The organism is Pseudoduganella aquatica, from assembly GCF_020865585.1.
Lineage (GTDB): Bacteria > Pseudomonadota > Gammaproteobacteria > Burkholderiales > Burkholderiaceae_D > Rugamonas > Rugamonas aquatica_A.
Window position 1 is genome coordinate 6,830,456 of the sequence record NZ_CP086370.1, and the last position, 22,131, is coordinate 6,852,586.

Consider the following 22,131-nt stretch of genomic DNA (forward strand, 5'->3'; position numbering starts at 1 on the left):
CACATTACAACTGAGCACTTCTCGCTATAACCAATCAATGTTATAGGGACAAGCCTTACGGGCAATTAGTACTGGTTAGCTTAATGCATTACTGCACTTCCACACCCAGCCTATCAACGTCCTGGTCTCGAACGACCCTTCAAGGAGCTTAAAGCTCCGGGAAATCTCATCTCAAGGCAAGTTTCCCGCTTAGATGCTTTCAGCGGTTATCTCTTCCGAACTTAGCTACCCGGCAATGCCACTGGCGTGACAACCGGTACACCAGAGGTTCGTCCACTCCGGTCCTCTCGTACTAGGAGCAGCCCCCTTCAAATTTCCAACGCCCACGGCAGATAGGGACCAAACTGTCTCACGACGTTTTAAACCCAGCTCACGTACCACTTTAAATGGCGAACAGCCATACCCTTGGGACCGGCTACAGCCCCAGGATGTGATGAGCCGACATCGAGGTGCCAAACTCCCCCGTCGATATGAACTCTTGGGAGGAATCAGCCTGTTATCCCCAGAGTACCTTTTATCCGTTGAGCGATGGCCCTTCCATACAGAACCACCGGATCACTATGTCCTACTTTCGTACCTGCTCGACTTGTCGGTCTCGCAGTTAAGCACGCTTATGCCATTGCACTATCATCACGATGTCCGACCGTAATTAGCGTACCTTCGAACTCCTCCGTTACACTTTAGGAGGAGACCGCCCCAGTCAAACTGCCTACCATGCACTGTCCCCGATCCGGATCACGGACCAAGGTTAGAACCTCAAACAAACCAGGGTGGTATTTCAAGGTTGGCTCCACGAGAACTGGCGTCCCCGCTTCAAAGCCTCCCACCTATCCTACACAGATTGGTTCAAAGTCCAATGCAAAGCTACAGTAAAGGTTCATGGGGTCTTTCCGTCTAGCCGCGGGTAGATTGCATCATCACAAACACTTCAACTTCGCTGAGTCTCGGGAGGAGACAGTGTGGCCATCGTTACGCCATTCGTGCAGGTCGGAACTTACCCGACAAGGAATTTCGCTACCTTAGGACCGTTATAGTTACGGCCGCCGTTTACTGGGACTTCAATCAAGAGCTTGCACCCCATCATTTAATCTTCCAGCACCGGGCAGGCGTCACACCCTATACGTCCACTTTCGTGTTTGCAGAGTGCTGTGTTTTTATTAAACAGTCGCAGCCACCAGTTTATTGCAACCCTTTCGCCCTACTGAAGTAAATCAGCCAAGCTACCGGGGCGTACCTTTTCCCGAAGTTACGGTACCAATTTGCCGAGTTCCTTCTCCCGAGTTCTCTCAAGCGCCTTAGAATACTCATCTCGCCCACCTGTGTCGGTTTGCGGTACGGTCTCGTATGACTGAAGCTTAGAGGCTTTTCTTGGAACCACTTCCGATTGCTACGTGAACAAGTTCACTCGTCCCACTCCCTTGAATTACGCGCCCGGATTTGCCTAAGCGCCTTCTATGAAGCAGAAACTGACTATTCCAACAGTCAGACAACCTTCCGCGATCCGTCCCCCCATCGCATCATACGACGGTGCAGGAATATTAACCTGCTTCCCATCAGCTACGCATCTCTGCCTCGCCTTAGGGGCCGACTCACCCTGCTCCGATGAACGTTGAACAGGAAACCTTGGGCTTACGGCGTGGGGGCTTTTCACCCCCATTATCGCTACTCATGTCAGCATTCGCACTTCTGATACCTCCAGCATCCTTTACAAGACACCTTCGCAGGCTTACAGAACGCTCTCCTACCATATCCTTGCGGATATCCGCAGCTTCGGTGACTGGCTTAGCCCCGTTACATCTTCCGCGCAGGACGACTCGATCAGTGAGCTATTACGCTTTCTTTAAATGATGGCTGCTTCTAAGCCAACATCCTGACTGTTTTAGCCTTCCCACTTCGTTTTCCACTTAGCCAATCTTTGGGACCTTAGCTGGCGGTCTGGGTTGTTTCCCTCTTGACGCCGGACGTTAGCACCCGACGTCTGTCTCCCAAGCTCGCACTCATCGGTATTCGGAGTTTGCAATGGTTTGGTAAGTCGCGATGACCCCCTAGCCATAACAGTGCTCTACCCCCGATGGTGATACTTGAGGCACTACCTAAATAGTTTTCGGAGAGAACCAGCTATTTCCAAGTTTGTTTAGCCTTTCACCCCTACCCACAGCTCATCCCCTAATTTTTCAACATTAGTGGGTTCGGTCCTCCAGTGCGTGTTACCGCACCTTCAACCTGGCCATGGGTAGATCACTTGGTTTCGGGTCTACACCCAGCGACTGGCGCCCTGTTCGGACTCGATTTCTCTACGGCTCCCCAATCTGGTTAACCTTGCCACTGAATGTAAGTCGCTGACCCATTATACAAAAGGTACGCAGTCACGGAACAAGTCCGCTCCTACTGTTTGTATGCACACGGTTTCAGGATCTATTTCACTCCCCTCCCGGGGTTCTTTTCGCCTTTCCCTCACGGTACTGGTTCACTATCGGTCGATTACGAGTATTTAGCCTTGGAGGATGGTCCCCCCATATTCAGACAGGATTTCTCGTGTCCCGCCCTACTTGTCGTATGCTTAGTACCACTGGTCCAATTTCGTGTAAGGGGCTATCACCCTCTATGGCCAACATTTCCAGGTTGTTCCACTATCAGTCCAGCTATCACATACAGGCTGTTCCCATTTCGCTCGCCACTACTTTGGGAATCTCGGTTGATTTATTTTCCTGCAGCTACTTAGATGTTTCAGTTCGCCGCGTTCGCTTTGCATGCCTATGTATTCAGCATGCAATGACCTAAAAGGCCGGGTTTCCCCATTCGGAAATCCTCGGATCAAAGCTTGTTTGTCAGCTCCCCGAGGCTTATCGCAGACTTCTACGTCCTTCATCGCCTGTAATCGCCAAGGCATCCACCATGTGCACTTATTCACTTGTCCCTATAACATTGATTCCTTGCGACTAACAAAGAATCGTCATAAAGCAAGAAGTACTACGTTGTTGCGTTTGTTGATACATACAATCACTACCCTCGTTCAATCTTGCGATCAAACGAAAATAATAAATCTTTACTTCTTCCAAATTTTTAAAGAACGGTACTACTTTTATTTAAGGTTCGGACCTTAGATAAAAGCAGTGGTGGAGGATGACGGGATCGAACCGACGACCCCCTGCTTGCAAAGCAGGTGCTCTCCCAGCTGAGCTAATCCCCCGGGGTAAGACTGGTAGGGCTGGTTGGACTCGAACCAACGACCCCCGCGTTATCAACACGGTGCTCTAACCAGCTGAGCTACAGCCCCAGAAAACGTTCTCTTTAAAAACAGCCGATAAGTGTGAGCGTTTGGCGTGGCGCCATACTCTAGAAAGGAGGTGATCCAGCCGCACCTTCCGATACGGCTACCTTGTTACGACTTCACCCCAGTCACGAATCCTACCGTGGTAAGCGCCCTCCTTGCGGTTAAGCTACCTACTTCTGGTAAAACCCGCTCCCATGGTGTGACGGGCGGTGTGTACAAGACCCGGGAACGTATTCACCGCGACATGCTGATCCGCGATTACTAGCGATTCCAACTTCATGCAGTCGAGTTGCAGACTACAATCCGGACTACGATACACTTTCTGGGATTAGCTCCCCCTCGCGGGTTGGCGGCCCTCTGTATGTACCATTGTATGACGTGTGAAGCCCTACCCATAAGGGCCATGAGGACTTGACGTCATCCCCACCTTCCTCCGGTTTGTCACCGGCAGTCTCATTAGAGTGCCCTTTCGTAGCAACTAATGACAAGGGTTGCGCTCGTTGCGGGACTTAACCCAACATCTCACGACACGAGCTGACGACAGCCATGCAGCACCTGTGTGAAGGTTCCCTTTCGGGCACTCCCCAATCTCTCGGGGATTCCTTCCATGTCAAGGGTAGGTAAGGTTTTTCGCGTTGCATCGAATTAATCCACATCATCCACCGCTTGTGCGGGTCCCCGTCAATTCCTTTGAGTTTTAATCTTGCGACCGTACTCCCCAGGCGGTCTACTTCACGCGTTAGCTGCGTTACCAAGTCAATTAAGACCCGACAACTAGTAGACATCGTTTAGGGCGTGGACTACCAGGGTATCTAATCCTGTTTGCTCCCCACGCTTTCGTGCATGAGCGTCAATCTTGACCCAGGGGGCTGCCTTCGCCATCGGTGTTCCTCCACATCTCTACGCATTTCACTGCTACACGTGGAATTCTACCCCCCTCTGCCAGATTCTAGCCTTGCAGTCTCCATCGCCATTCCCAGGTTGAGCCCGGGGATTTCACGACAGACTTACAAAACCGCCTGCGCACGCTTTACGCCCAGTAATTCCGATTAACGCTTGCACCCTACGTATTACCGCGGCTGCTGGCACGTAGTTAGCCGGTGCTTATTCTTCAGGTACCGTCATTAGATCTGGATATTAGCCAAACCCGTTTCTTCCCTGACAAAAGAGCTTTACAACCCGAAGGCCTTCTTCACTCACGCGGCATTGCTGGATCAGGCTTGCGCCCATTGTCCAAAATTCCCCACTGCTGCCTCCCGTAGGAGTCTGGACCGTGTCTCAGTTCCAGTGTGGCTGGTCGTCCTCTCAGACCAGCTACTGATCGATGCCTTGGTAGGCCTTTACCCTACCAACTAGCTAATCAGATATCGGCCGCTCCAGGAGCACAAGGCCTTGCGGTCCCCTGCTTTCATCCTTAGATCGTATGCGGTATTAGCGTAACTTTCGCTACGTTATCCCCCACTCTTGGGTACGTTCCGATATATTACTCACCCGTTCGCCACTCGTCAGCGGAGCAAGCTCCCTGTTACCGTTCGACTTGCATGTGTAAAGCATGCCGCCAGCGTTCAATCTGAGCCAGGATCAAACTCTTCAGTTCAATCTCTGTTTAACGTCGTTGCCGACGTGGTCGCTCTTCAAAATAACTGACGATTCCTTCTTTCGAAGGTCACGTTTAATTTTTTCGTTGAGCGTTTAATAATTTGAGCTAAGAGGCTTGCGCCTCCGGCATCATCATCAAACGCCCACACTTATCGACTGTTAATTTTTAAAGAATTCTGCGTTACTTGCTGAAGCGTTTTGTTCAGCAGCAGAGAGGCGAGATTATGCGGTGTTTCGTGCAGCTCGTCAACCCCTGTTTTTCCTACCCTGCGCAGCTTGCATTTGCATGCAGCGCGTCGGGAGGCAGAACTATATAGAAGCCCCCGGGGCTTGGCAAGGGTAAAATGCTTGCTTTGCCGCTTTATTCTTCGCTTGCCTCCATGACCATCCTGCTCTCTACCCTCAACGCGCGCTACACCCATGCTTCCCTGGGGCTGCGCTACCTGCTTGCCAATATGGGAGAGCTGCAGGAACAGACCAAGATCCAGGAGTTCGTCATCGGTGCGAAGACCACCGAGATCGTGGAGCGCATCCTGGCGCACAAGCCGCGCATTGTGGGCTTCGGCATCTATATATGGAATGTGGAGGAGACCAACAAGGTGGTGGGCATGCTGAAACGCGTGGCGCCGGAAGTGGTGGTGGTGCTGGGCGGGCCGGAAGTGTCTTATGAGACGAACGAGCAGGAGATCGTGCGCCTGGCGGACTATGTGATCACCGGCTGGGGCGACGTGACCTTCCCCAAGGTTTGCAGCGATATCCTGAACGGCCCCAAGCCCATCATGAAAGTACACGCCGGCCACCAGCCGCCGATGGCGGAACTGAAGCTGCCCTACTCGCTGTATTCGGACGACGATATCAAGAACCGCACCATCTATGTGGAGGCTTCGCGCGGCTGCCCGTTCAAGTGCGAGTTCTGCCTGTCGGCGCTGGACAAGACGGCGTGGCCCTTCAATATCGACCTGTTCCTGGCGGAGATGGAGGGGCTGCACGCGCGCGGCGCGCGCCTGTTCAAGTTTGTGGACCGCACCTTCAACCTGAACATCAAGACCAGCCTGAAGATCATGCAGTTCTTCCTCGATAAGATAGAGGCCAATCCGGACGACCCGGTCTACGCCCACTTCGAGCTGGTGCCGGACCATTTGCCGGATGCGCTGAAAGAGGGTATTTCCAAGTTCCCGCACGGCGCGCTGCAATTCGAGATCGGCATCCAGAGCTTCAACCCGGAGGTGCAGACGCTGGTGAGCCGCAAGCAGGACAACCAGAAGGCGGCCGACAATATCCGCTGGCTGTGCGACCACTCCACCGCCCACATGCACGTGGACCTGATCGCCGGCCTGCCGGGGGAGACGGTGGAGAGCTTCGCCGAGGGCTTCAACAAGCTGTGGGCGCTGGGGCCGCACGAGATCCAGTTCGGCATCTTGAAGCGGCTGCGCGGCACGCCCATCATCCGGCACACGGCGCCCTTCGGGCTGGTGTTCGATCCGCATCCGCCGTACACCATCCTGGCAAACAGGCATATCGATTTCCAGACCATGCAGCGCCTGGTGCGGTTTGCGCGCTATTGGGACCTGGTGGCCAACTCGGGACGCTTCACGCACACCCTGCCCGTACTTCTGGGAGAGACGCCATTCCAGAGTTTTATGGCATTCTCGGACTGGCTGTACGCGAACACCGACGCCACCCACCGCATTGCGCTGGACCGCCTGGCCGGCATGGTGCAGCGCTGGCTGGCGCACACCGGCATGGAGGCGGAAGCGGCGGCGCAGCTGCTGGCCAGCGATTTCGCGCCCAAGGGCAAAACAGCGCACGCGCACCATCCGGCGCCGCAGCGCCAGGCGCGGCATTTGGCGGCGTAGCACCGGCGGGTTACGGCTGGCCGGTGATGCCGTAGGGCGGGTTAGCGCAGCGTAACCCGCCGGAGCCGCTGTCCTACCGGGTGGCGCAGTAGTAGAAAGTCACTTACACTTGAGCCATGCCAACTAACCCCGCGCCCACCCTCACCATCAGCTCCGGCAGCGCGTCGGAGGCTACGGTCACGGCTGGGGGCACCTGGCAGGTGCATGCGCTGGCGCACCGCCACCCCATGCACGCCATTACCGCCTCGCTGAAACAGCTCAAGGGCAAGCGCGCGCAGTGGGACTTGCGCGCCGTCGAGGCGATGGATCATATCGGCGCCCAGCTTTTATGGAATGCCTGGGGCAAGACCCGCCCCGCATCCCTGCAAATGGCGCCCGAACACGAGGAATTCTTCAAACGCCTGGAAGCCACCGGCACGCTGCAGCTCCAGCAACACCGCCAGCACCGCCTGACGTCCGTGATGAAGCTGGGCTTCACCATCATGGGCTTTGCCGAGCACATGGCCGGCTTCATCAAGCTGATAGGCCAAGTCACGCAGGACTCCTGGCGCTTCCTGCGCAACCCCATGCGCGGCCCCTGGCGCGAGATTTCCGCCAATGTCTACCACGCCGGCTTCCAGGCGCTGGGCATCACCGCGCTGGTGGGCTTCCTGATCGGCGTGGTGCTGTCCTTCCTGTCGGCGCAGCAGCTGCGCACCTTCGGCGGCGACATCTACCTGGTCAACCTGCTCGGCATGAGCGTGATCCGCGAACTGGGGCCGCTGCTGGCCGCCATCCTGGTGGCGGGCCGCTCCGGCTCGTCCATTACGGCGCAGCTGGGCGTGATGCGCGTGACCGAGGAACTCGACGCGATGCTGGTGATGGGCATTTCGCACGGCTTCCGCCTGATCCTGCCCAAAGTGATTGCGCTGGCCATTTCCATGCCATTGCTGGTGATCTGGACCGATACCATGGCGCTGATAGGCGGCATGGTATCGGCCAAGGTGGAGCTGAACCTGTCGGCGCGCTACTTTATCCAGAAGCTGCCGGACGCTGTGCCGCTGGCGAACTATCTGATCGGCCTGCTCAAAGGCGTGGTGTTCGGCACCCTGATTGCGCTGGTATCCTGCCACTTCGGCCTGCGCATCCAGCCCAACACGGAAAGCCTGGGGCGCGGCACCACCACCTCGGTGGTGACGGCCATTACGGTGGTGATCCTGGCCGACGCGGTGTTCGCCATCGTCTTCAACGGAGTGGGCTACTGATGGACGAGACCCTGCCGCCCGAAGAAAATTGCGGCTGCCCGGAGACGCCGGGCATGCTGACGCTGGACGGCAGCGTGCCGGTGGTGGAGATCACCAACCTGCAAACCCGTTTCGGCCGCACCGTGGTGCACCAGGATCTGAACCTGGAGATCGAGCAGGGCGAGATCCTGTCCATCGTGGGCGGTTCGGGCACAGGCAAGACCGTGCTGCTGCGGCAGATGCTGGGCCTGGAGCGGCCCACCAAGGGCTGCGTGCGCATCTTCGGCGAGGACATCACGCAGGCCAACGCCGAGCACCTGCAACAGCTGCGCAACCACTGGGGCATGCTGTTCCAGGAAGGCGCGCTGTATTCGGCGCTGACGGTGTTCGAGAATATCGCCCAGCCCATGCGCGAGCTGCGCGTGCTGCCGCCGGACCTGATACGCGACGCAGTGCTGCTGAAGATGAATATGGTGGACCTCGGCCCCGAGCACGCCAACAAGATGCCCTCCGACCTGTCCGGCGGCATGGTCAAGCGGGTGGCGCTGGCGCGCGCGCTGGTGCTGGAGCCCAAGCTGCTGTTCCTGGACGAGCCCACCGCCGGCCTGGACCCGGACCGTTCGGAAAGCTTTGTGTCGCTGATCAAATCGCTGCATCGGGAACTGGGCCTGACCGTGGTGATGGTGACGCACGACCTGGACACGCTGTTCGCGCTGTCCACCCGCATCGCGGTGCTGGCGGAAAAACATGTGATCGCCGTCGCGCCCACGCGCGAAGTGATCAAGGTGGACCACCCCTTCATCAAGGAATTCTTCCTCGGCGCGCGCGGCAAGCGCGCGCTGGCGGCCCTTGATGATAGAAAAATTCAGGAGTAGCTATGGAAAACAGATCGCACGCATTAATGACGGGCTTCTTCACGATATCGCTGCTGATCGCGGCGGTGCTGTTCGGGATCTGGTTCAACCGCGACCGCGTGGAGCGCGAACCCTACCTGATCGCCACCTCGCTTTCCGTGCCCGGCCTGAACCCGCAGGCGGCGGTGCGCTATCGTGGCCTGGAGGTGGGCAAGGTGGACGACATCGGTTTCGATGCCAAGGTGGCGGGACAGATCCTGGTGCATCTGAGCGTGGACCCGGATACGCCCATCACCAAGACCACCTTTGCCACGCTGGGCTACCAGGGCGTGACCGGCATTGCCTACATCCAGCTGGACGACGAGTCGGTGGGCTCGGAGCGCCTGCGCACCAGCGCCGGCAACCCCACCCGCATTCCGCTGCACCCCGGCCTGTTCGACCAGCTGGAGAAACGCGGCAAGGCCATCCTGTCCAAGGCTGAAAAAGTGACCGACTCGCTCGACACGCTGCTCAGCCCCGCCAACCAGAAAACCATGCTGGGCGCCTTTGCCGACGTGAGTGAGACCGCGCGCGAGTTCCGCAGCGTGCCCGCGCAGCTCGGCCCCACGCTGGACAAGCTGCCGAAGCTGGTGGAGCAGGCGCAAGGCAGCCTGGCGGCCGTGAACCGTCTTGCGGACGACGCCACCAAGCTGTCGGCCAGCCTGCAGGGGCCGAACGGCGCCATTTCGCGCCTGAACAGCACGGTGGACCGCGTTGGCCTGTCGCTGGAAACGGTGGCCGGCGGCGTGGAGCTGGAGACCCTGCCCAACATCAACGCGCTGACCGATGAAACGCGTTCGTCGATGCGGGCCGTGCGCCGCACCATGAACACCCTGAACGACAAGCCGCAGAGCATCCTGTTCGGCACGCCCGACGCCACGCCGGGTCCGGGCGAGGCGGGCTTCACGCCGCCGGCCGCCAAATAAAGGAAAAATATGGAATCGACCCTCAGCAAACTGGCCTGCATCGCATTGCTGGCCGCACTGGGCGGCTGCGCCACCAAGGGCGCGCCGACCACCGTGTACGACTTCGGCCCGCTGACGCCGGCCGCCGCGCCAGCCGCCACGGCGGCGGCAGCGCTGCCCGCGCTGGTGGTGGCGGACGTGAACGGGCCGGCCTCGCTGGACAGCAACCGCATGTATTACCGCCTGCTGTACGCGGATGCGCAGCAAGCCCGCCCCTACGCGCAGAACGCCTGGAGCGTCACGCCGCTGCAATTGCTCACCCAGCGCCTGCGCGCGCGCCTGGCGCAGGCCGGCGTGAAAGTGCTGGCCACCACCGACGCCGCCGTGGGCATGCCCGTGCTGCGCCTGGAGGCGGACGACTTCTCGCAGAACTTCGACAGCCAGGCCAGCAGCAGCGGCCAGGTGTCGCTGCGCGCCTCGCTGTTCCGCGCCCACAAGCTGGTGGACCAGAAGACCTTCACCCGCAGCACCGCCGCGCGCAGCGCCGACGCGGCCGGCGGCGCGCGCGCCCTGGCCGATTCGTCGGACGCCATCGCCGCCGACATCCTGGCGTGGCTGAACACCTTGCCAGCCGCGCTGCCGCAGTAACAGCGTGAGCATGACGGAAACCACAGTCCAGCCCCGCATGCCGTCGCCGGTGGCGCGCGCGGCGCTGCTGGCCTATCTGCTGCTGATCGTGTATGCGAGCTGGTTCCCCTTTTCCGGCTGGCAGAACCAGGGCCTGTCGCCGCTGATCTTCCTCGAGCACACGGCCATGCCGCGCTACTGGACCAAGTTCGACGCCATCATCAACGTGGTGGGCTATATGCCCTTCGGCGCGCTGGTGGTGTACGCGCTGTATCCGCGCCTGCGCGGCGTGGCGGCCTTCGTCATCGCCGCCGCCTGCGGCGTGCTGGTGTCCGGCACCATGGAGGCGGTGCAGACCTATCTGCCCAGCCGCGTGTCGTCCAACCTGGACTTCTACACCAACGCCGCCGGCGCCGCCGTGGGCGCGCTGTTCGGCACCCTGAGCGCCACCGCGCTGCTGGACGGCAGCCCCCTGTACCGCCTGCGCCAGCGCTGGTTCGTGCAGCACACCAGCCAGGGCCTGGTGCTGATGGCCTTGTGGCCGCTGGCGCAGATCTATCCGCAGGGCTTTTTGTTCGGCCACGGCCAGCTGCTGCCCATCCTGTCCGACTGGCTGTCCGAGCTGCTCGACACCAGCATCGACCTGGTGGAACTGGTGCGCCCCGGCGCCGAGCTGACGGTGGAGCAGTACTGGCTGTCCGAAACCATCATCACCGCCTGCGGCATGGTGGGCGCGGGGCTGACGCTGCTGTGCCTGATGCGCAAGCACGCGCCGCGCGCCGGCCTGCTGATCGGCCTGGCGGGCGCCGCCATCGTGGTGAAGTCGCTGGCGACGGCGCTGCTGTTCTCGCCGGAGAACGCCTTCGTGTGGATTACGCCGGGCGCGCAGGGCGGCTTCCTGATCGGCGCCATCATGCTGGCCGGGCTGGCGTTCGCGCCGCACATGGCGCAGCGCCGCCTGGCCGCGCTGACCTTGCTGCTCAGCCTGCTTATTGTGAACACCACGCCGGTCAACCCTTATTTCCTGTCCACGCTGCAGGGCTGGGTGCAGGGCAAATTCCTCAACTTTAACGGCGCGGCGCAGTTCCTGTCGCTGCTGTGGCCGTTTTTCGCGCTGTGGTTTTTGCTGCTGCCGTCCCACAAGCTCAACCGTCCGTAATGGCGGGTTACGTCGCTCCGCGCCTAACCCGCCCTACGATCCACCAACGACCTGGGCGATGCGTAGGGCGGGTTAGGCGGAGCCGTAACCCGCCATTACAGGTATCATTGCGCCTGAAACGACAAGCGAGGCCCAATATGAGCGACAACAAACAATTTTTCGAACGCCACGTGTTCTTCTGCATGAACAAGCGTGACGACGGCCGCAACAGCTGCGGCGACCACGGCGCCGAAGTGGCGCAAAAGCACGCCAAGAAGCGCTGCAAGGAACTGGGCATCAACGGCCCCGGCAAGGTGCGCGTCAACCAGGCCGGCTGCATGGACCGCTGCGAAGAAGGCCCGGTGATGGTGGTGTATCCGGAAGGCACCTGGTACACCTACGTGGACACCACGGATATCGATGAGATCGTCGACAGCCACCTGGTCGGCGGCAAGGTCGTGGAGCGCCTGAAGATATGATGAACAAGAGCTCGGAAAAATTCACCCTGCCCGGCAACGCCGGCGTGATGGAAGGCCTGATCGACATGCCGGCCGGCGATGCGCCGCCGCGCGGCGTGGCCCTGGTGGCGCACCCGCATCCGCTGTACGGCGGCACCATGGACAACAAGGTGGCCGTCACGCTGATGCGCACCTTCGTCGGCCTGGGCTACGTGGTGGCGCGCATCAACTTCCGCGGCGTGGGCGCCTCGGAAGGCGTGCATGACCACGGCCACGGCGAAACCGACGACATGGGCCTGCTGTACCAGCACATGACGCAGAAATTCCCCGGCCTGCCGGTGGCCCTGAGCGGCTTCTCCTTCGGCACCTATGTGCAGTCGCAGCTGGCCAAGCGCCTGGCCGAGGCCGGCACGCCTGCCGAGCGCCTGGTACTGGTGGGTACGGCTGCCAAAAAATGGGAGCTGGCCGACGTGCCGGCGGACACCATCCTGATCCACGGCGAGAACGACGACACCATCCCGCTGCAGGACGTGTTCAACTGGGCGCGCCCGCAGGACATCCCGGTGCTGGTCATTCCCGGCGCCGACCACTTCTTCCACCGCAAGCTCGGCCATATCAAGACCTGGGTCACGGCGCTGTGGCTGGGCGGGCAGAAGGACACCGGCGAAGCGGCCTGAGGCCCTATAATGTTCCGCATCCGTTTTTAACACCACTGCATTAAGACCCATGAAAAAATACCTCGCGGCACTCGCTACCAGCGTGCTGTTCATTACCTCCGCCGTGGCGCAGACCCTGCCCGCGCCCACCATCGCTGCCAAGTCCTGGCTGCTGCTGGACATGACCAGCGGCCAGATCATCGCCTCGCAAGATCCGAACATGCGCATCGAGCCGGCCTCGCTGACCAAGATCATGACGGCCTACCTGACCTTCCAGGCCCTGCGCGACAAGAAGATCGACATCAACCAGAAGGTGAACGTGTCGGTGCGCGCCTGGAAAGTGGATTCGAGCAGCTCGAAGATGTTTATCGACCCTGCCGTGCCGGTGTCCATCAACGACCTGCTGCACGGCCTGATGGTGCAGTCCGGCAATGACGCCGCCGTGGCGCTGGCCGAGGCCGTGGCCGGCGACGAAGCCACCTTCGTCACGCTGATGAACCGCGAAGCGCAGCGCATGGGCCTGACCCAGACCCGCTTCGCCAACCCGCACGGCCTGCCCAGCCCGGAAAACTATTCCACCGCGCAAGACCTGTCGGTGCTGGCCAAGCGCGTGATCGCCGACTACCCCGAGTTCTACAAGATCGACTCGGTGAAGAGCTTCACCTACAACAAGATCACCCAGCCCAACCGCAACCGCCTGCTGTGGCTGGACCCGACCGTGGACGGCATGAAAACCGGCCACACCGAAGCGGCCGGCTACTGCATGATCGCGTCGGCGCACCGCCCTAACGGCAACTTCGGCGAACGCCGCCTGATTTCCGTGGTGCTGGGCACCGCCTCCGACGGCGCGCGCACCGCCGAAAGCCAGAAGCTGCTGAACTGGGGCTTCCAGAACTTCGATACGGTACGCCTGTACAGCAAGGGGCAAGCCATCGATACGCCGGAAATCTGGAAAGGCTCGTCGAACAAGCTGAAGATCGGCTTTGCGCAGGACGTGCTGGTGACGGTGCCGAAAGGCGTGGCCGGCAAGATGAAGCCTGTGCTCGAGCGCAAGGACCCGCTGGTGGCCCCTATCGCCGAGAACACCCGCGTCGGCTCGCTGAAGATGGTGGTGGACGGCAAGCCGCTGCTGGAACTGCCGGTGGTGGCGCTGGAAGGCGTGCCGCAAGCGTCCATCTTCGGCCGCGCATGGGACTCCGTGCGCCTGTGGCTGAAATGATGACGGCGCGCGCAGACGCATTGCAGCTGTCGCGCATCGTGGCGGGCATGTGGCGCATGACGGAATGGAATATGGCGCCGCAGCAGCGCCTGGCCTTTATCGAACAATGCCTGGAACTGGGCGTGAGCAGCTTCGACCATGCGGACATCTATGGCGGCTACGGCGTGGAAGCGCTGTTCGGCGAAGCGCTGGCGCTGAAGCCGGCGCTGCGCGGGCAGATGCAGATCGTGAGCAAATGCGGCATCAAGCTGCTCTCGCCGAGCCGCCCCGAGCACACCATTCAGCATTACGACACCACGGCCGCGCACATCACCGCCTCGGTGGAGCAGTCGCTGCGCGCGCTGCGCACCGATTACCTGGACCTGCTGCTGATACACCGCCCGGACCCGCTAATGGACTTCGACGAGATGGCGGCCACCTTCACGCGCCTGCGCGCCGAAGGCAAGGTGCGGCATTTCGGCGTGTCCAACTTCAGCCGCCACCAGTTCGAGGCGCTGAACCGGCGCATTCCCCTCGCCACCAACCAGGTGGAGTTTTCGCCGCTGCACCTGGCGCCGATGTTCGACGAAACCTTCGACGGCCTGCAGGACCTGGGCGTGCCGCCGATGATCTGGTCGCCGCTGGGCGGCGGACGCCTGTTCAGCGGCGGCGACGCGGCCGGCGAGCGCCTGCGCGCCTGCATCCAGCAAGTGGCGGACGAAGTGCGGCAGCCGTTCGCGTCGGTGGTGTTCGCGTGGATTATGCAGCTGCCGTGCAAGCCGGTGCCGCTGACCGGCTCCGGGCGCATCGCGGCGATCCAGGAAGCGGTGCAGGCCACGCAGTTCACGCTCAGCCGCCAGCAGTGGTTCGAGATCCTGCGCGCGGCACGGGGACACGAGGTGGCCTGACTAGTAAGGCGGGTTAGCGCGAAGCGCGTAACCCGCCAGGCTCAGTCGCCGTCGTTATAAACGGCTGGCGGCGCAATGCCTGTCCAGCCGTATTTCCAGGCCAGGTTCAAGCCCAGCGTGAAGGCCACGTAGACGGCAAAGAACAGCGCGAAGAAGCCCGTGGTCAGCCACACCAGCAAGCCTATGCACACCGCCAGCCCCACCAGCGCACCCACGCTTTTCTTCTGCTTGGAGCTGGGGAAGCGGATGGTGGACACCATCAGCCCGCCGACCACGAACAGCAGCACCACCACCAGGCCCGCGTGCTGCAGCGTGCGCGCCGGTTCCGGCCACGCCACCACCACGGACGCCACGCACGCCGCCCCCGCCGTAATCGGCATGCCGACGAAATAGCGCGGATCGGTGCGGCCCACGTTCACATTGAAGCGCGCCAGGCGCAGCGCGCCGCAGGCCACAAAGATAAAACTGGCGATGCCGCCCATGCGCAGCAAAGTGCCGTGTTCATGGCCCAGCAGCACGAAGCCGTAGCAATACAGCAGCACCGCCGGCGCGCAGCCGAAATTCATCACGTCCGCAATCGAATCGAGCTGCACGCCGAACTCTGAGCTGGTGCCGGTGGCGCGCGCCACGAAGCCGTCCAGCGCGTCGAACACCCCGGCCAGCACCAGCAGCACGGCAGCCATCTGGTAGTCCTGCGCGCTGCCGATATAGGCGTTGTCCACTGAAATGACGATGCTGCCGAAACCGCAGGCGATCGACAACAGCGTGACAAAGCTGGGCAGGGCGAATTTGGCGCGCCGCAGGCGCTGCTTGGTTGGGGTCATGTGGGAAGTGCCTGGCTAGATTGCGTAAACGGCTATTTTACCGTGCTTGCAGCGATATTCTGACATGCATCAACATCCGCGGCGCCACGGTGGCGTCAGCGCGGCGGCGTTTCGCCTAGAATCAAAAGATTGCAAGGGGAGCCACCATGAAACATCCGACCGCCAGTACAGCATTCCTGCCCGCCCCGCTCACGGCGGCCATCGCGGCGGCAGCCCTGGCCGCCATGCTGGCCGCCTGCGGCGGCGGCGGGGGCGGCTCGAACAACAGCGCCGCTACCCCGGCCACCGTCACCCAGCCCACGGAGCCCGGCGCGCCCACCCTGAGCGGCGACACCGCGCTGGACGGCTACAACTGGATCAACTACCGCCGCCAGCAGGCCGGCCTGCCGGCGCTGACGCGCAACGCCCTGATCGACGCCTCGGCGCTGGGCCATTCCAATTACCAGCGCCTGAACAATACCGTCAGCCACACGCAGACCGCCGGCCAGCCCGGCTTTACCGGCGCCACGCTGTCGGACCGCCTGCGCAGCGCCGGCTACCGCTCCGGCGGCCTGGTGGGGGAAGTGATTTCCGCCGCCTCCGACAAATCCGGCTTCTACCATGCGGAGGAGCTGATCGGCGCCATCTACCACCGCTACCTGATACTGGAACCCATCTTCCGCGAAACGGGCACCGGCGCCGCGACCGGCAGCGTCTATACCTACTTCACGGCCGAGTTCGGCACCGGCGGCAGCACCAGCGCGGGCGTGGGGCGCGGCAACCTGGTGGTCTACCCGTCCGCCAACCAGACGCGGGTGCCGGTCAATTTCTTCAGCGACACCGAGTCGCCCGACCCGGTCCCGGAGCAGAACGAAGTGGGCTATCCCATCAGCGTGCAGGGCGACAATTCCGCCACCGTGAATGTGCTGACCTTCACCGTGCGCCCGCGCGGCGGCGCCGACCTGCCCGTGCGGCTGATGACGCGCCTGTCCGACCGCGAAACGCCGCTCGCGGCCGCTGCCATCATCCCGCTCAGCGTGCTCAAGGCCGCCACCGTCTACGATGTGAGCTTCACCGGCACCGTGGACGGCGTGACGGCGAACCGCAGCTGGTCCTTTACAACTAAATAAAACTTGTTGCAAGAAACCAACTATCACAAGCTCTGCTATTGTGATGTATTGGACATCATAATCAGCACGGGCGATGACAGCGACACAGCACATCCTCAACACCAGCGATGGGCTGGAACGGCTTATGGGCGACACCAGCCTGTACCGCAAGCTACTGCTGCGCTTCCGCAAGGACCACGAGCAGGCCGTGGCGCAGCTGCGCCAGCTGCTGGCCGACGGCGAACTGGCCGCGGCGCAGCGCAAGGCGCACAGCCTGAAAGGCGCGGCCGGCATGGTAGGCGCGCAGGAGCTGCACCATCTGGCGGGCGTGACGGAAGCGGGACTGGTGGCGTCCGGCGCCGCGCCGCACGCCGGGCTGGACGTGCTGCAGGCGGCGTTGTCCAGCCTGCTGTGCGCGATAGCCGCCTACCTGGACGGCACCGACGCGGCAGCCTGCGCCTCTGCGGCGTCCGCCTCCGCTGCGGCGGACGCCGGAGCTGCGGACGCGGCAACGCGCGCGCTGGTCGAACGGCTGGCGCAGCTGCTGGACGAGGGGAATGGCAAGGCGATCGATGTGCTGGAACAGTCGGCCACGGTGCTGGCGGCCAGTCTGGGAGTCGCGGTATTTCAGGAAGTGGCCGCAGCGGCCCACGAATTCGATTTTGAAGCGGCGCTGGCGGCGCTGGCGCGCTTTGACGCCACGCTCAGCGCGTGAATTCGGCTTCTTCGTCGAAGGCGTCGTGGCATTCCTTGCCGCAGAAGCGGCGCACGCTGTCGAGCGGTTTTTCGCAATACCAGCACGAGCCTTTCGGCGGCAGCGTTTGCCTGGTGTAGGCAGGCGGCGCGGCGGGCGGCAGGCCGCTCGCTTCCTCAGGTAGTTGGTTCTGTAACGATTCCACGGCATCCCCTTTCCAGGCAACACTTTACGGCGTACAACCAGCATACTTGCGCGCAACTTTCCCGGCATGAGCGGGATCAACAACCAGGTTGTTGTGCCGCACTTTCGGGCACTGCGCGCAACAATAATAGCAGGATTGCCGAGCCGCCACTGTCGGGTTTACGTGCGCTGGCGCACGCAAAAACACAAAAAAACCACGTGCCCAGAGCGAGGAAAAATTTTTAAATGGAAACGCTTGTGGCGATAGCGTGTAAAGTTATTTTCCGATACAGAAGCGTCCAAAGATTACGCCCAGCAGGTCGTCCGACGAGAAGGCGCCGGTGATGCTGGAGAGCTGGGCCTGGGCCAGGCGCAGCTCTTCGGCGAACAGGTCCAGCGACTGGTCGCTGACGGCGGCGTGCTCGCCCGCCAGGCCCAGGTGCTGGCCGGCCGACTTGAGCGCGATCAGGTGGCGTTCGCGCGCCAGGTAGAGCGATTCGCCGGTCTGCTGCCAGCCGGCGATGCGCAGCAGCTCGGCGCGCAGCAGGTCGATGCCGAGGTGCTCGTGCGCCGACAGATAAACATGGGTGGCGTCCTCCATCGCGTCCACGCCGGGCTTGTGGCCGGACAGGTCGATCTTGTTCCAGATGCGCAGCACCGGCACGCCGGCCGGGAAGTTGGCGACGATGGCTTCGTCCGCGCGCGAGGGGCCGTGGTCGGCGTCCAGCAGGTGCAGGATGACGTCGGCCTTTTCCACTTCGCCCCAGGTGCGCTCGATGCCGATGCGCTCGACCACGTCCACGTCCTCGTCCTTGCGGCGGATGCCGGCGGTGTCGATGATGTTGAGCGGGATGCCTTCGATCTGGATAGTCTCGCTGACCTTGTCGCGCGTGGTGCCGGCGATGGGCGTGACGATGGCCACGTCGGAGCCGGCCAGCGCGTTCAGCAGCGAGGACTTGCCCACGTTGGGCTGGCCCACCAGCACCACGTTCAGGCCTTCGCGCAGCAGCGCGCCCTGCGCGGCCTGGCGGAACACGGTGTCCAGCGCTTCCACGATGCCGCTGAGCTGGCCGCGCGCGTCGGATTTTTCCAGGAAGTCGATTTCTTCTTCCGGGAAGTCCAGCGTGGCTTCCACCAGCATGCGCAGATTCGTGACCCGTTCGACCAGCGCATGGATGGTTTTCGAGAACGCGCCGGACAGCGACTGCGAGGCGGACTTGGCGGCCGCCTCGGTGGAGGCGTCGATCAGGTCGGCCACGGCTTCGGCTTGCGCCAGGTCCAGCTTGTCGTTCAGGTAGGCGCGGCGCGTGAATTCGCCGGGCTCGGCCAGGCGCAGGCCGAAGGGCTGGCCGGCCTCCAGCACGCGCGCCAGCAGCATCTGCAGCACCACGGGGCCGCCGTGGCCCTGCAGCTCGAGCACGTCCTCGCCGGTGTAGGAATGCGGTCCCTTGAAGTGGATGGCGATGCCCTGGTCTATCACCGTGCCGTCGGCCTGCTTGAAGGGGATGTAGGTGGCGTGGCGCGGCTGCAACGCCGTGGCGCCGAACAGGGCTTCGATCAGGCCGGACAGGTTCTTGCCGGAGGCGCGTACCACGCCGATGCCGCCGCGGCCAGGGGCGGTGGCGATGGCGGCGATAGGGGAAGTGTCGAGTTTCATGGGGTGATTGTAGTAAAAAAAAGCCCGTGCATGGCACGGGCCTTTGGTACAGCTTGCTAGCCTGGCCTTATTTTGCTTCGGCAGGCGCGAATTTTTTGGTGATCAGGTACTGTTGGCAGATCGACAGCACGTTGTTCACCACCCAGTACAGCACCAGGCCGGACGGGAAGAAGAAGAACATCACCGAGAAGGCCAGCGGCATGAACAGCATCATTTTCGCTTGCATCGGATCGGCTGGCGCCGGGTTCAGCTTGGTGGTGATGTACATGGAAATCGCGTACAGCACCGGCAGGATGAACCATGGATCCGGCTGGGTCAGGTCGGTAATCCAGCCCACCCACGGCGCGCCGCGCATTTCCACCGAGGCGTTCAGCACCCAGTACAGGGCGATAAAGACCGGCATCTGCACCAGGATAGGCAGGCAGCCGCCCAGCGGGTTGATCTTTTCGGTCTTGTACAGCTCCATCATGGCCTGGTTCATCTTCTGCGGATCGCCTTTGTGGCGCTCGCGGATGGCGGTCATTTTAGGCGTGACCACCTTCATGCGCGCCATGCTGCGGTAGCCGGCGGCCGACAGCGGGAAGAACAGCAGCTTGATCAGGATGGTGAAGACGATAATGGTCCAGCCCCAGTTGTGCAGGATGGCGAACAGCTGTTCCATGACCCAGTACATCGGCTTGGCCAGGATGGTCAGCATGCCGTAGTCTTTCACCAGGTCCAGGCCGGGCGAGACTTTTTCCAGCGCTTTCTCGTCCTGCGGGCCCGAGTACAGCTTGGCGCTGTTGGAGATGGTGGCGCCCGGCGCCAGCGTACCCAGCGGCTGCACCACGCCGATGGCGTAGGTATTGGTGTCGATCTTCTTGGTGAAGATGTCGCGCGCCAGCTTGTCCTGCGGCACGAAGGCCGACACGAAGAAGTGCTGCGAAATGGCAACCCAGCCGTTGTCGGCTTTCTCGGCGTGGCCGGCATCCAGTTTCACGGACGGGTTTTCCTTCTGCTTGGCGTCGTGCTTCTCGATGCCTTCGAAGGTCAGCTTCTTGTACTTGTCGGCCGCCGTGTACATGGTCGGGCCGGTGAAGCTGCTGTTGAACCAGGTGTCGCCTTCCGGCTTGTTGCCGTCGTGGACCAGCTGCAGGTACAGCTCAGGCGCAATCGGCGCGGCGCCGGTGTTGGTGACGTCGTGGCGCACGTCGACGGTGTAGTCGCCGCGCTTGAAGGTGAAGGTCTTCACCAGCTTGACGCCGCCCTGCTCCGCTTCCAGCACCAGTTGCACCTGGTTGCCGTCGGCCAGCGCGCGCACGCCCGGCTTGGCGGTGAAGCCGGTGGTGTGGTTGGGCGCGCCCGCTACGCCGACCAGGCCGGTCTGCGCCAGATAGGTGTTCTTGCCGCCCTTCTGGAACAGCACCTGGTTCTTCTTGGCGTCGATCTTGTCGTGGTGCTTGAGCAGCTCCAGGCGCACCAGTTCGCCGCCCAGGGTGTCGATGTCGGCTTTCACCACGTCGGTGGTGATGGTGATGGTCTCGCGCTTGAACGGCGCGGCGCCTTCCGCTGCGCCCGGCTGGGCGGCGGCGGCCGCGGCGGCCACGGCTTGCGCCGAAGCGGGCACGACGGCCTTGGCCGAAGCGGATGCGGCCGGCGGCGCCGGCGCGAACATCGACGGCTTGCCGGTCGAGACCATCCAGTTATTCCACAGGATGACCAGCGAGACGGCGAACACGATCCACAAAATGGTACGTTTATTGATATCCATTACGGTATTTATCAGGTGTGGTTGCAACCGCAAGCGGTCGAGGAATTCTTGGCTGGGACGGGATCAAGCCCGCCCGCATTCCAGGGATGGCAGCGGCAAACGCGGCGCGCCGCCAGCCAGCTGCCGCGCGCGGCGCCGTGGACGCGCAGCGCTTCCAGGGCGTAATTCGAGCAGCTGGGATAGAAACGGCAACGCGGCCCCAGCATGGGACTGATGGCCAGCTGGTAAAAGCGCAGCAGCAGGGTCAGCAGTTTGCTCATGGCAGCGTGCTCATTTGGCGGGCCGGGCCTTGTTCTGCGATGCGAACAGGCGCGTAAGCTCCTGGCGCAGTTCCGCCTTGAGCTGGGCCGTGGTGGCCGGGCCGTCCTTGCTGTTGACCGGGCGGGACAAGCGCACCACGCAGTCGATAGCAGGCAGGCCGGTCACGCGGAACAGTTCGCGGGTGACGCGTTTGATGGTGTTGCGCGTGACGGCGCGCGGCGCAAAACGCTTGGCCACCACGACGCCCAGCCGCGCATGCGGCAACTGGTTGGGTCGGGTGTACAGCACGAAGTGCGCACTCTTTTGTGCAGGGCGCAAACGAAAAACGGATGAAAATTCATCCGTTTTAACGATGCGCCGAGCGCGTGCGAAGTCGTGTGAACCTTCGCCTGTCGAGCCGTTTGAAGTACAGCTTTCCACGCGATCAGCTAACAAGCGGATGGCTTATACAGCCAGACGCTTGCGGCCTTTGCCGCGGCGTGCATTCAGAACTGCGCGGCCACCACGGGTAGCCATACGTGCGCGGAAGCCGTGGGTACGCTTACGGCGTACAACGGAAGGTTGGTAAGTACGTTTCATGTTGGTCTCGCTGAAAAAGCAAAAAAATACAAAATCGGGAAAAACGTCCCGTCTTTATTGGTGCCAATGACATTTCGCGCACCTATGCCGTCCGGCACAGCTGGGTCCATCTCATCGCCCGCTTTAATCCACGCTTACTCCATATTGTGGTTTAAACACGGCATACGGGCGGGGAACCCTGAATTATCAGCATTTCACCCCCGCTTGTCAACCTCCGGCTCAGCCTTTTGCCGCCGCCGGCGGCCGCCCGCATGCAAAAATTCGCGTCATGCCTGTGGATAACTTCGGACTTCGGGGTTAGAATAGCGTGTTACGCGCAGCGCATAAGCGCCCTTGCGCACCCTTACAGATAGACGATTA

19 protein-coding genes, 2 tRNA genes and 2 rRNA genes are annotated in these 22,131 nt (G+C 61.7%); 12 read left to right on the forward strand and 11 right to left on the reverse strand.

What is annotated here, in order from left to right; translation table 11 throughout:
* Positions 1-44 precede the first annotated feature (44 nt).
* From KT882_RS30515 to KT882_RS30530, 4 genes are all read right to left on the reverse strand, one after another.
* Positions 45-2,917, reverse strand: a 23S ribosomal RNA gene (locus KT882_RS30515).
* A 197-nt stretch (positions 2,918-3,114) separates the two neighbouring features.
* A tRNA-Ala gene (locus KT882_RS30520) sits at positions 3,115-3,190 on the reverse strand.
* Positions 3,191-3,200: 10 nt separating this feature from the next.
* Positions 3,201-3,277 (reverse strand) — tRNA-Ile (locus tag KT882_RS30525).
* 63 nt (positions 3,278-3,340) lie between these two features.
* A 16S ribosomal RNA gene (locus tag KT882_RS30530) occupies positions 3,341-4,871 on the reverse strand.
* The 16S and 23S rRNA genes sit together here with 2 tRNA genes alongside, the layout of an rRNA operon.
* A gap of 382 nt (positions 4,872-5,253) precedes the next feature.
* On the opposite strand from KT882_RS30530, the gene KT882_RS30535 reads away from it, so the two are divergent.
* The 10 genes from KT882_RS30535 (at position 5,254) to KT882_RS30580 (ending at position 14,735) form a co-directional block, all read left to right on the forward strand.
* Positions 5,254-6,729: a B12-binding domain-containing radical SAM protein gene (locus KT882_RS30535; protein ID WP_228894055.1), complete on the forward strand. Its 1,476-nt coding sequence runs from the start codon at positions 5,254-5,256 to the stop codon at positions 6,727-6,729.
* Between the two features lie 116 nt (positions 6,730-6,845).
* Positions 6,846-7,973 carry an MlaE family ABC transporter permease gene (locus tag KT882_RS30540; RefSeq protein WP_161075260.1) on the forward strand — a complete coding sequence of 376 codons (1,128 nt, stop codon included), beginning with the start codon at positions 6,846-6,848 and terminating at the stop codon, positions 7,971-7,973.
* On the forward strand, positions 7,973-8,827 hold the full coding sequence (locus KT882_RS30545) for an ABC transporter ATP-binding protein (protein WP_371869407.1): 855 nt from the start codon (positions 7,973-7,975) through the stop codon (positions 8,825-8,827). Before KT882_RS30540 ends, KT882_RS30545 begins: the two co-directional genes overlap by 1 nt.
* A 2-nt stretch (positions 8,828-8,829) precedes the next feature.
* Complete coding sequence (locus KT882_RS30550; protein ID WP_161075259.1) at positions 8,830-9,771, forward strand: MlaD family protein; 942 nt, start codon at positions 8,830-8,832, stop codon at positions 9,769-9,771.
* A gap of 9 nt (positions 9,772-9,780) precedes the next feature.
* Positions 9,781-10,398 carry an ABC-type transport auxiliary lipoprotein family protein gene (locus KT882_RS30555; RefSeq protein ID WP_228894056.1) on the forward strand — a complete coding sequence of 206 codons (618 nt, stop codon included), beginning with the start codon at positions 9,781-9,783 and terminating at the stop codon, positions 10,396-10,398.
* 10 nt (positions 10,399-10,408) lie between these two features.
* Complete coding sequence (locus tag KT882_RS30560; RefSeq protein WP_161075257.1) at positions 10,409-11,536, forward strand: VanZ family protein; 1,128 nt, start codon at positions 10,409-10,411, stop codon at positions 11,534-11,536.
* A 137-nt stretch (positions 11,537-11,673) separates the two neighbouring features.
* Positions 11,674-11,994 carry a (2Fe-2S) ferredoxin domain-containing protein gene (locus tag KT882_RS30565; protein ID WP_161075256.1) on the forward strand — a complete coding sequence of 107 codons (321 nt, stop codon included), beginning with the start codon at positions 11,674-11,676 and terminating at the stop codon, positions 11,992-11,994.
* On the forward strand, positions 11,994-12,650 hold the full coding sequence (locus tag KT882_RS30570; RefSeq protein ID WP_161075262.1) for an alpha/beta hydrolase: 657 nt from the start codon (positions 11,994-11,996) through the stop codon (positions 12,648-12,650). The genes KT882_RS30565 and KT882_RS30570 overlap by 1 nt, the downstream gene beginning before the upstream one ends.
* A 49-nt stretch (positions 12,651-12,699) precedes the next feature.
* Positions 12,700-13,848: a D-alanyl-D-alanine carboxypeptidase family protein gene (locus tag KT882_RS30575; protein ID WP_161075255.1), complete on the forward strand. Its 1,149-nt coding sequence runs from the start codon at positions 12,700-12,702 to the stop codon at positions 13,846-13,848.
* The gene (locus tag KT882_RS30580) at positions 13,848-14,735 is read left to right on the forward strand and encodes an aldo/keto reductase (protein ID WP_228894057.1); all 888 of its coding nucleotides are present in this window, start codon (positions 13,848-13,850) and stop codon (positions 14,733-14,735) included. Before KT882_RS30575 ends, KT882_RS30580 begins: the two co-directional genes overlap by 1 nt.
* Positions 14,736-14,776: 41 nt before the next feature.
* Here KT882_RS30580 and pssA read toward each other — a convergent pair whose 3' ends face one another.
* Positions 14,777-15,559 carry a CDP-diacylglycerol--serine O-phosphatidyltransferase gene (gene pssA, locus KT882_RS30585; protein ID WP_161075253.1) on the reverse strand — a complete coding sequence of 261 codons (783 nt, stop codon included), beginning with the start codon at positions 15,557-15,559 and terminating at the stop codon, positions 14,777-14,779.
* A 146-nt stretch (positions 15,560-15,705) separates the two neighbouring features.
* Between pssA and KT882_RS30590 the strand changes: the two genes are divergently transcribed.
* The gene (locus KT882_RS30590) at positions 15,706-16,668 is read left to right on the forward strand and encodes a CAP domain-containing protein (RefSeq protein WP_228894058.1); all 963 of its coding nucleotides are present in this window, start codon (positions 15,706-15,708) and stop codon (positions 16,666-16,668) included.
* A 73-nt stretch (positions 16,669-16,741) separates the two neighbouring features.
* On the forward strand, positions 16,742-17,362 hold the full coding sequence (locus tag KT882_RS30595; RefSeq protein WP_161075251.1) for an Hpt domain-containing protein: 621 nt from the start codon (positions 16,742-16,744) through the stop codon (positions 17,360-17,362).
* Here KT882_RS30595 and KT882_RS30600 read toward each other — a convergent pair.
* From KT882_RS30600 to rpmH, 6 genes are all read right to left on the reverse strand, one after another.
* Positions 17,352-17,546, reverse strand: coding sequence for a hypothetical protein (locus tag KT882_RS30600; protein WP_161075250.1), 195 nt, complete (start codon positions 17,544-17,546; stop codon positions 17,352-17,354). The two genes, KT882_RS30595 and KT882_RS30600, sit on opposite strands and share 11 nt — an antisense overlap.
* A gap of 255 nt (positions 17,547-17,801) precedes the next feature.
* Positions 17,802-19,181 (reverse strand): tRNA uridine-5-carboxymethylaminomethyl(34) synthesis GTPase MnmE, encoded by a 1,380-nt coding sequence (mnmE, locus tag KT882_RS30605; RefSeq protein ID WP_161075249.1) that lies wholly within the window; start codon positions 19,179-19,181, stop codon positions 17,802-17,804.
* A 67-nt stretch (positions 19,182-19,248) separates the two neighbouring features.
* Complete coding sequence (yidC, locus tag KT882_RS30610; RefSeq protein ID WP_228894059.1) at positions 19,249-20,931, reverse strand: membrane protein insertase YidC; 1,683 nt, start codon at positions 20,929-20,931, stop codon at positions 19,249-19,251.
* Positions 20,932-20,942: 11 nt separating this feature from the next.
* Positions 20,943-21,191, reverse strand: a complete 249-nt coding sequence (gene yidD, locus KT882_RS30615) for a membrane protein insertion efficiency factor YidD (protein ID WP_161075247.1) — start codon at positions 21,189-21,191, stop codon at positions 20,943-20,945.
* A gap of 10 nt (positions 21,192-21,201) precedes the next feature.
* Complete coding sequence (gene rnpA / locus KT882_RS30620) at positions 21,202-21,612, reverse strand: ribonuclease P protein component (RefSeq protein WP_161075246.1); 411 nt, start codon at positions 21,610-21,612, stop codon at positions 21,202-21,204.
* Positions 21,613-21,636: 24 nt separating this feature from the next.
* The gene (gene rpmH, locus KT882_RS30625) at positions 21,637-21,771 is read right to left on the reverse strand and encodes a 50S ribosomal protein L34 (RefSeq protein ID WP_082551811.1); all 135 of its coding nucleotides are present in this window, start codon (positions 21,769-21,771) and stop codon (positions 21,637-21,639) included.
* Positions 21,772-22,131: the final 360 nt, after the last annotated feature.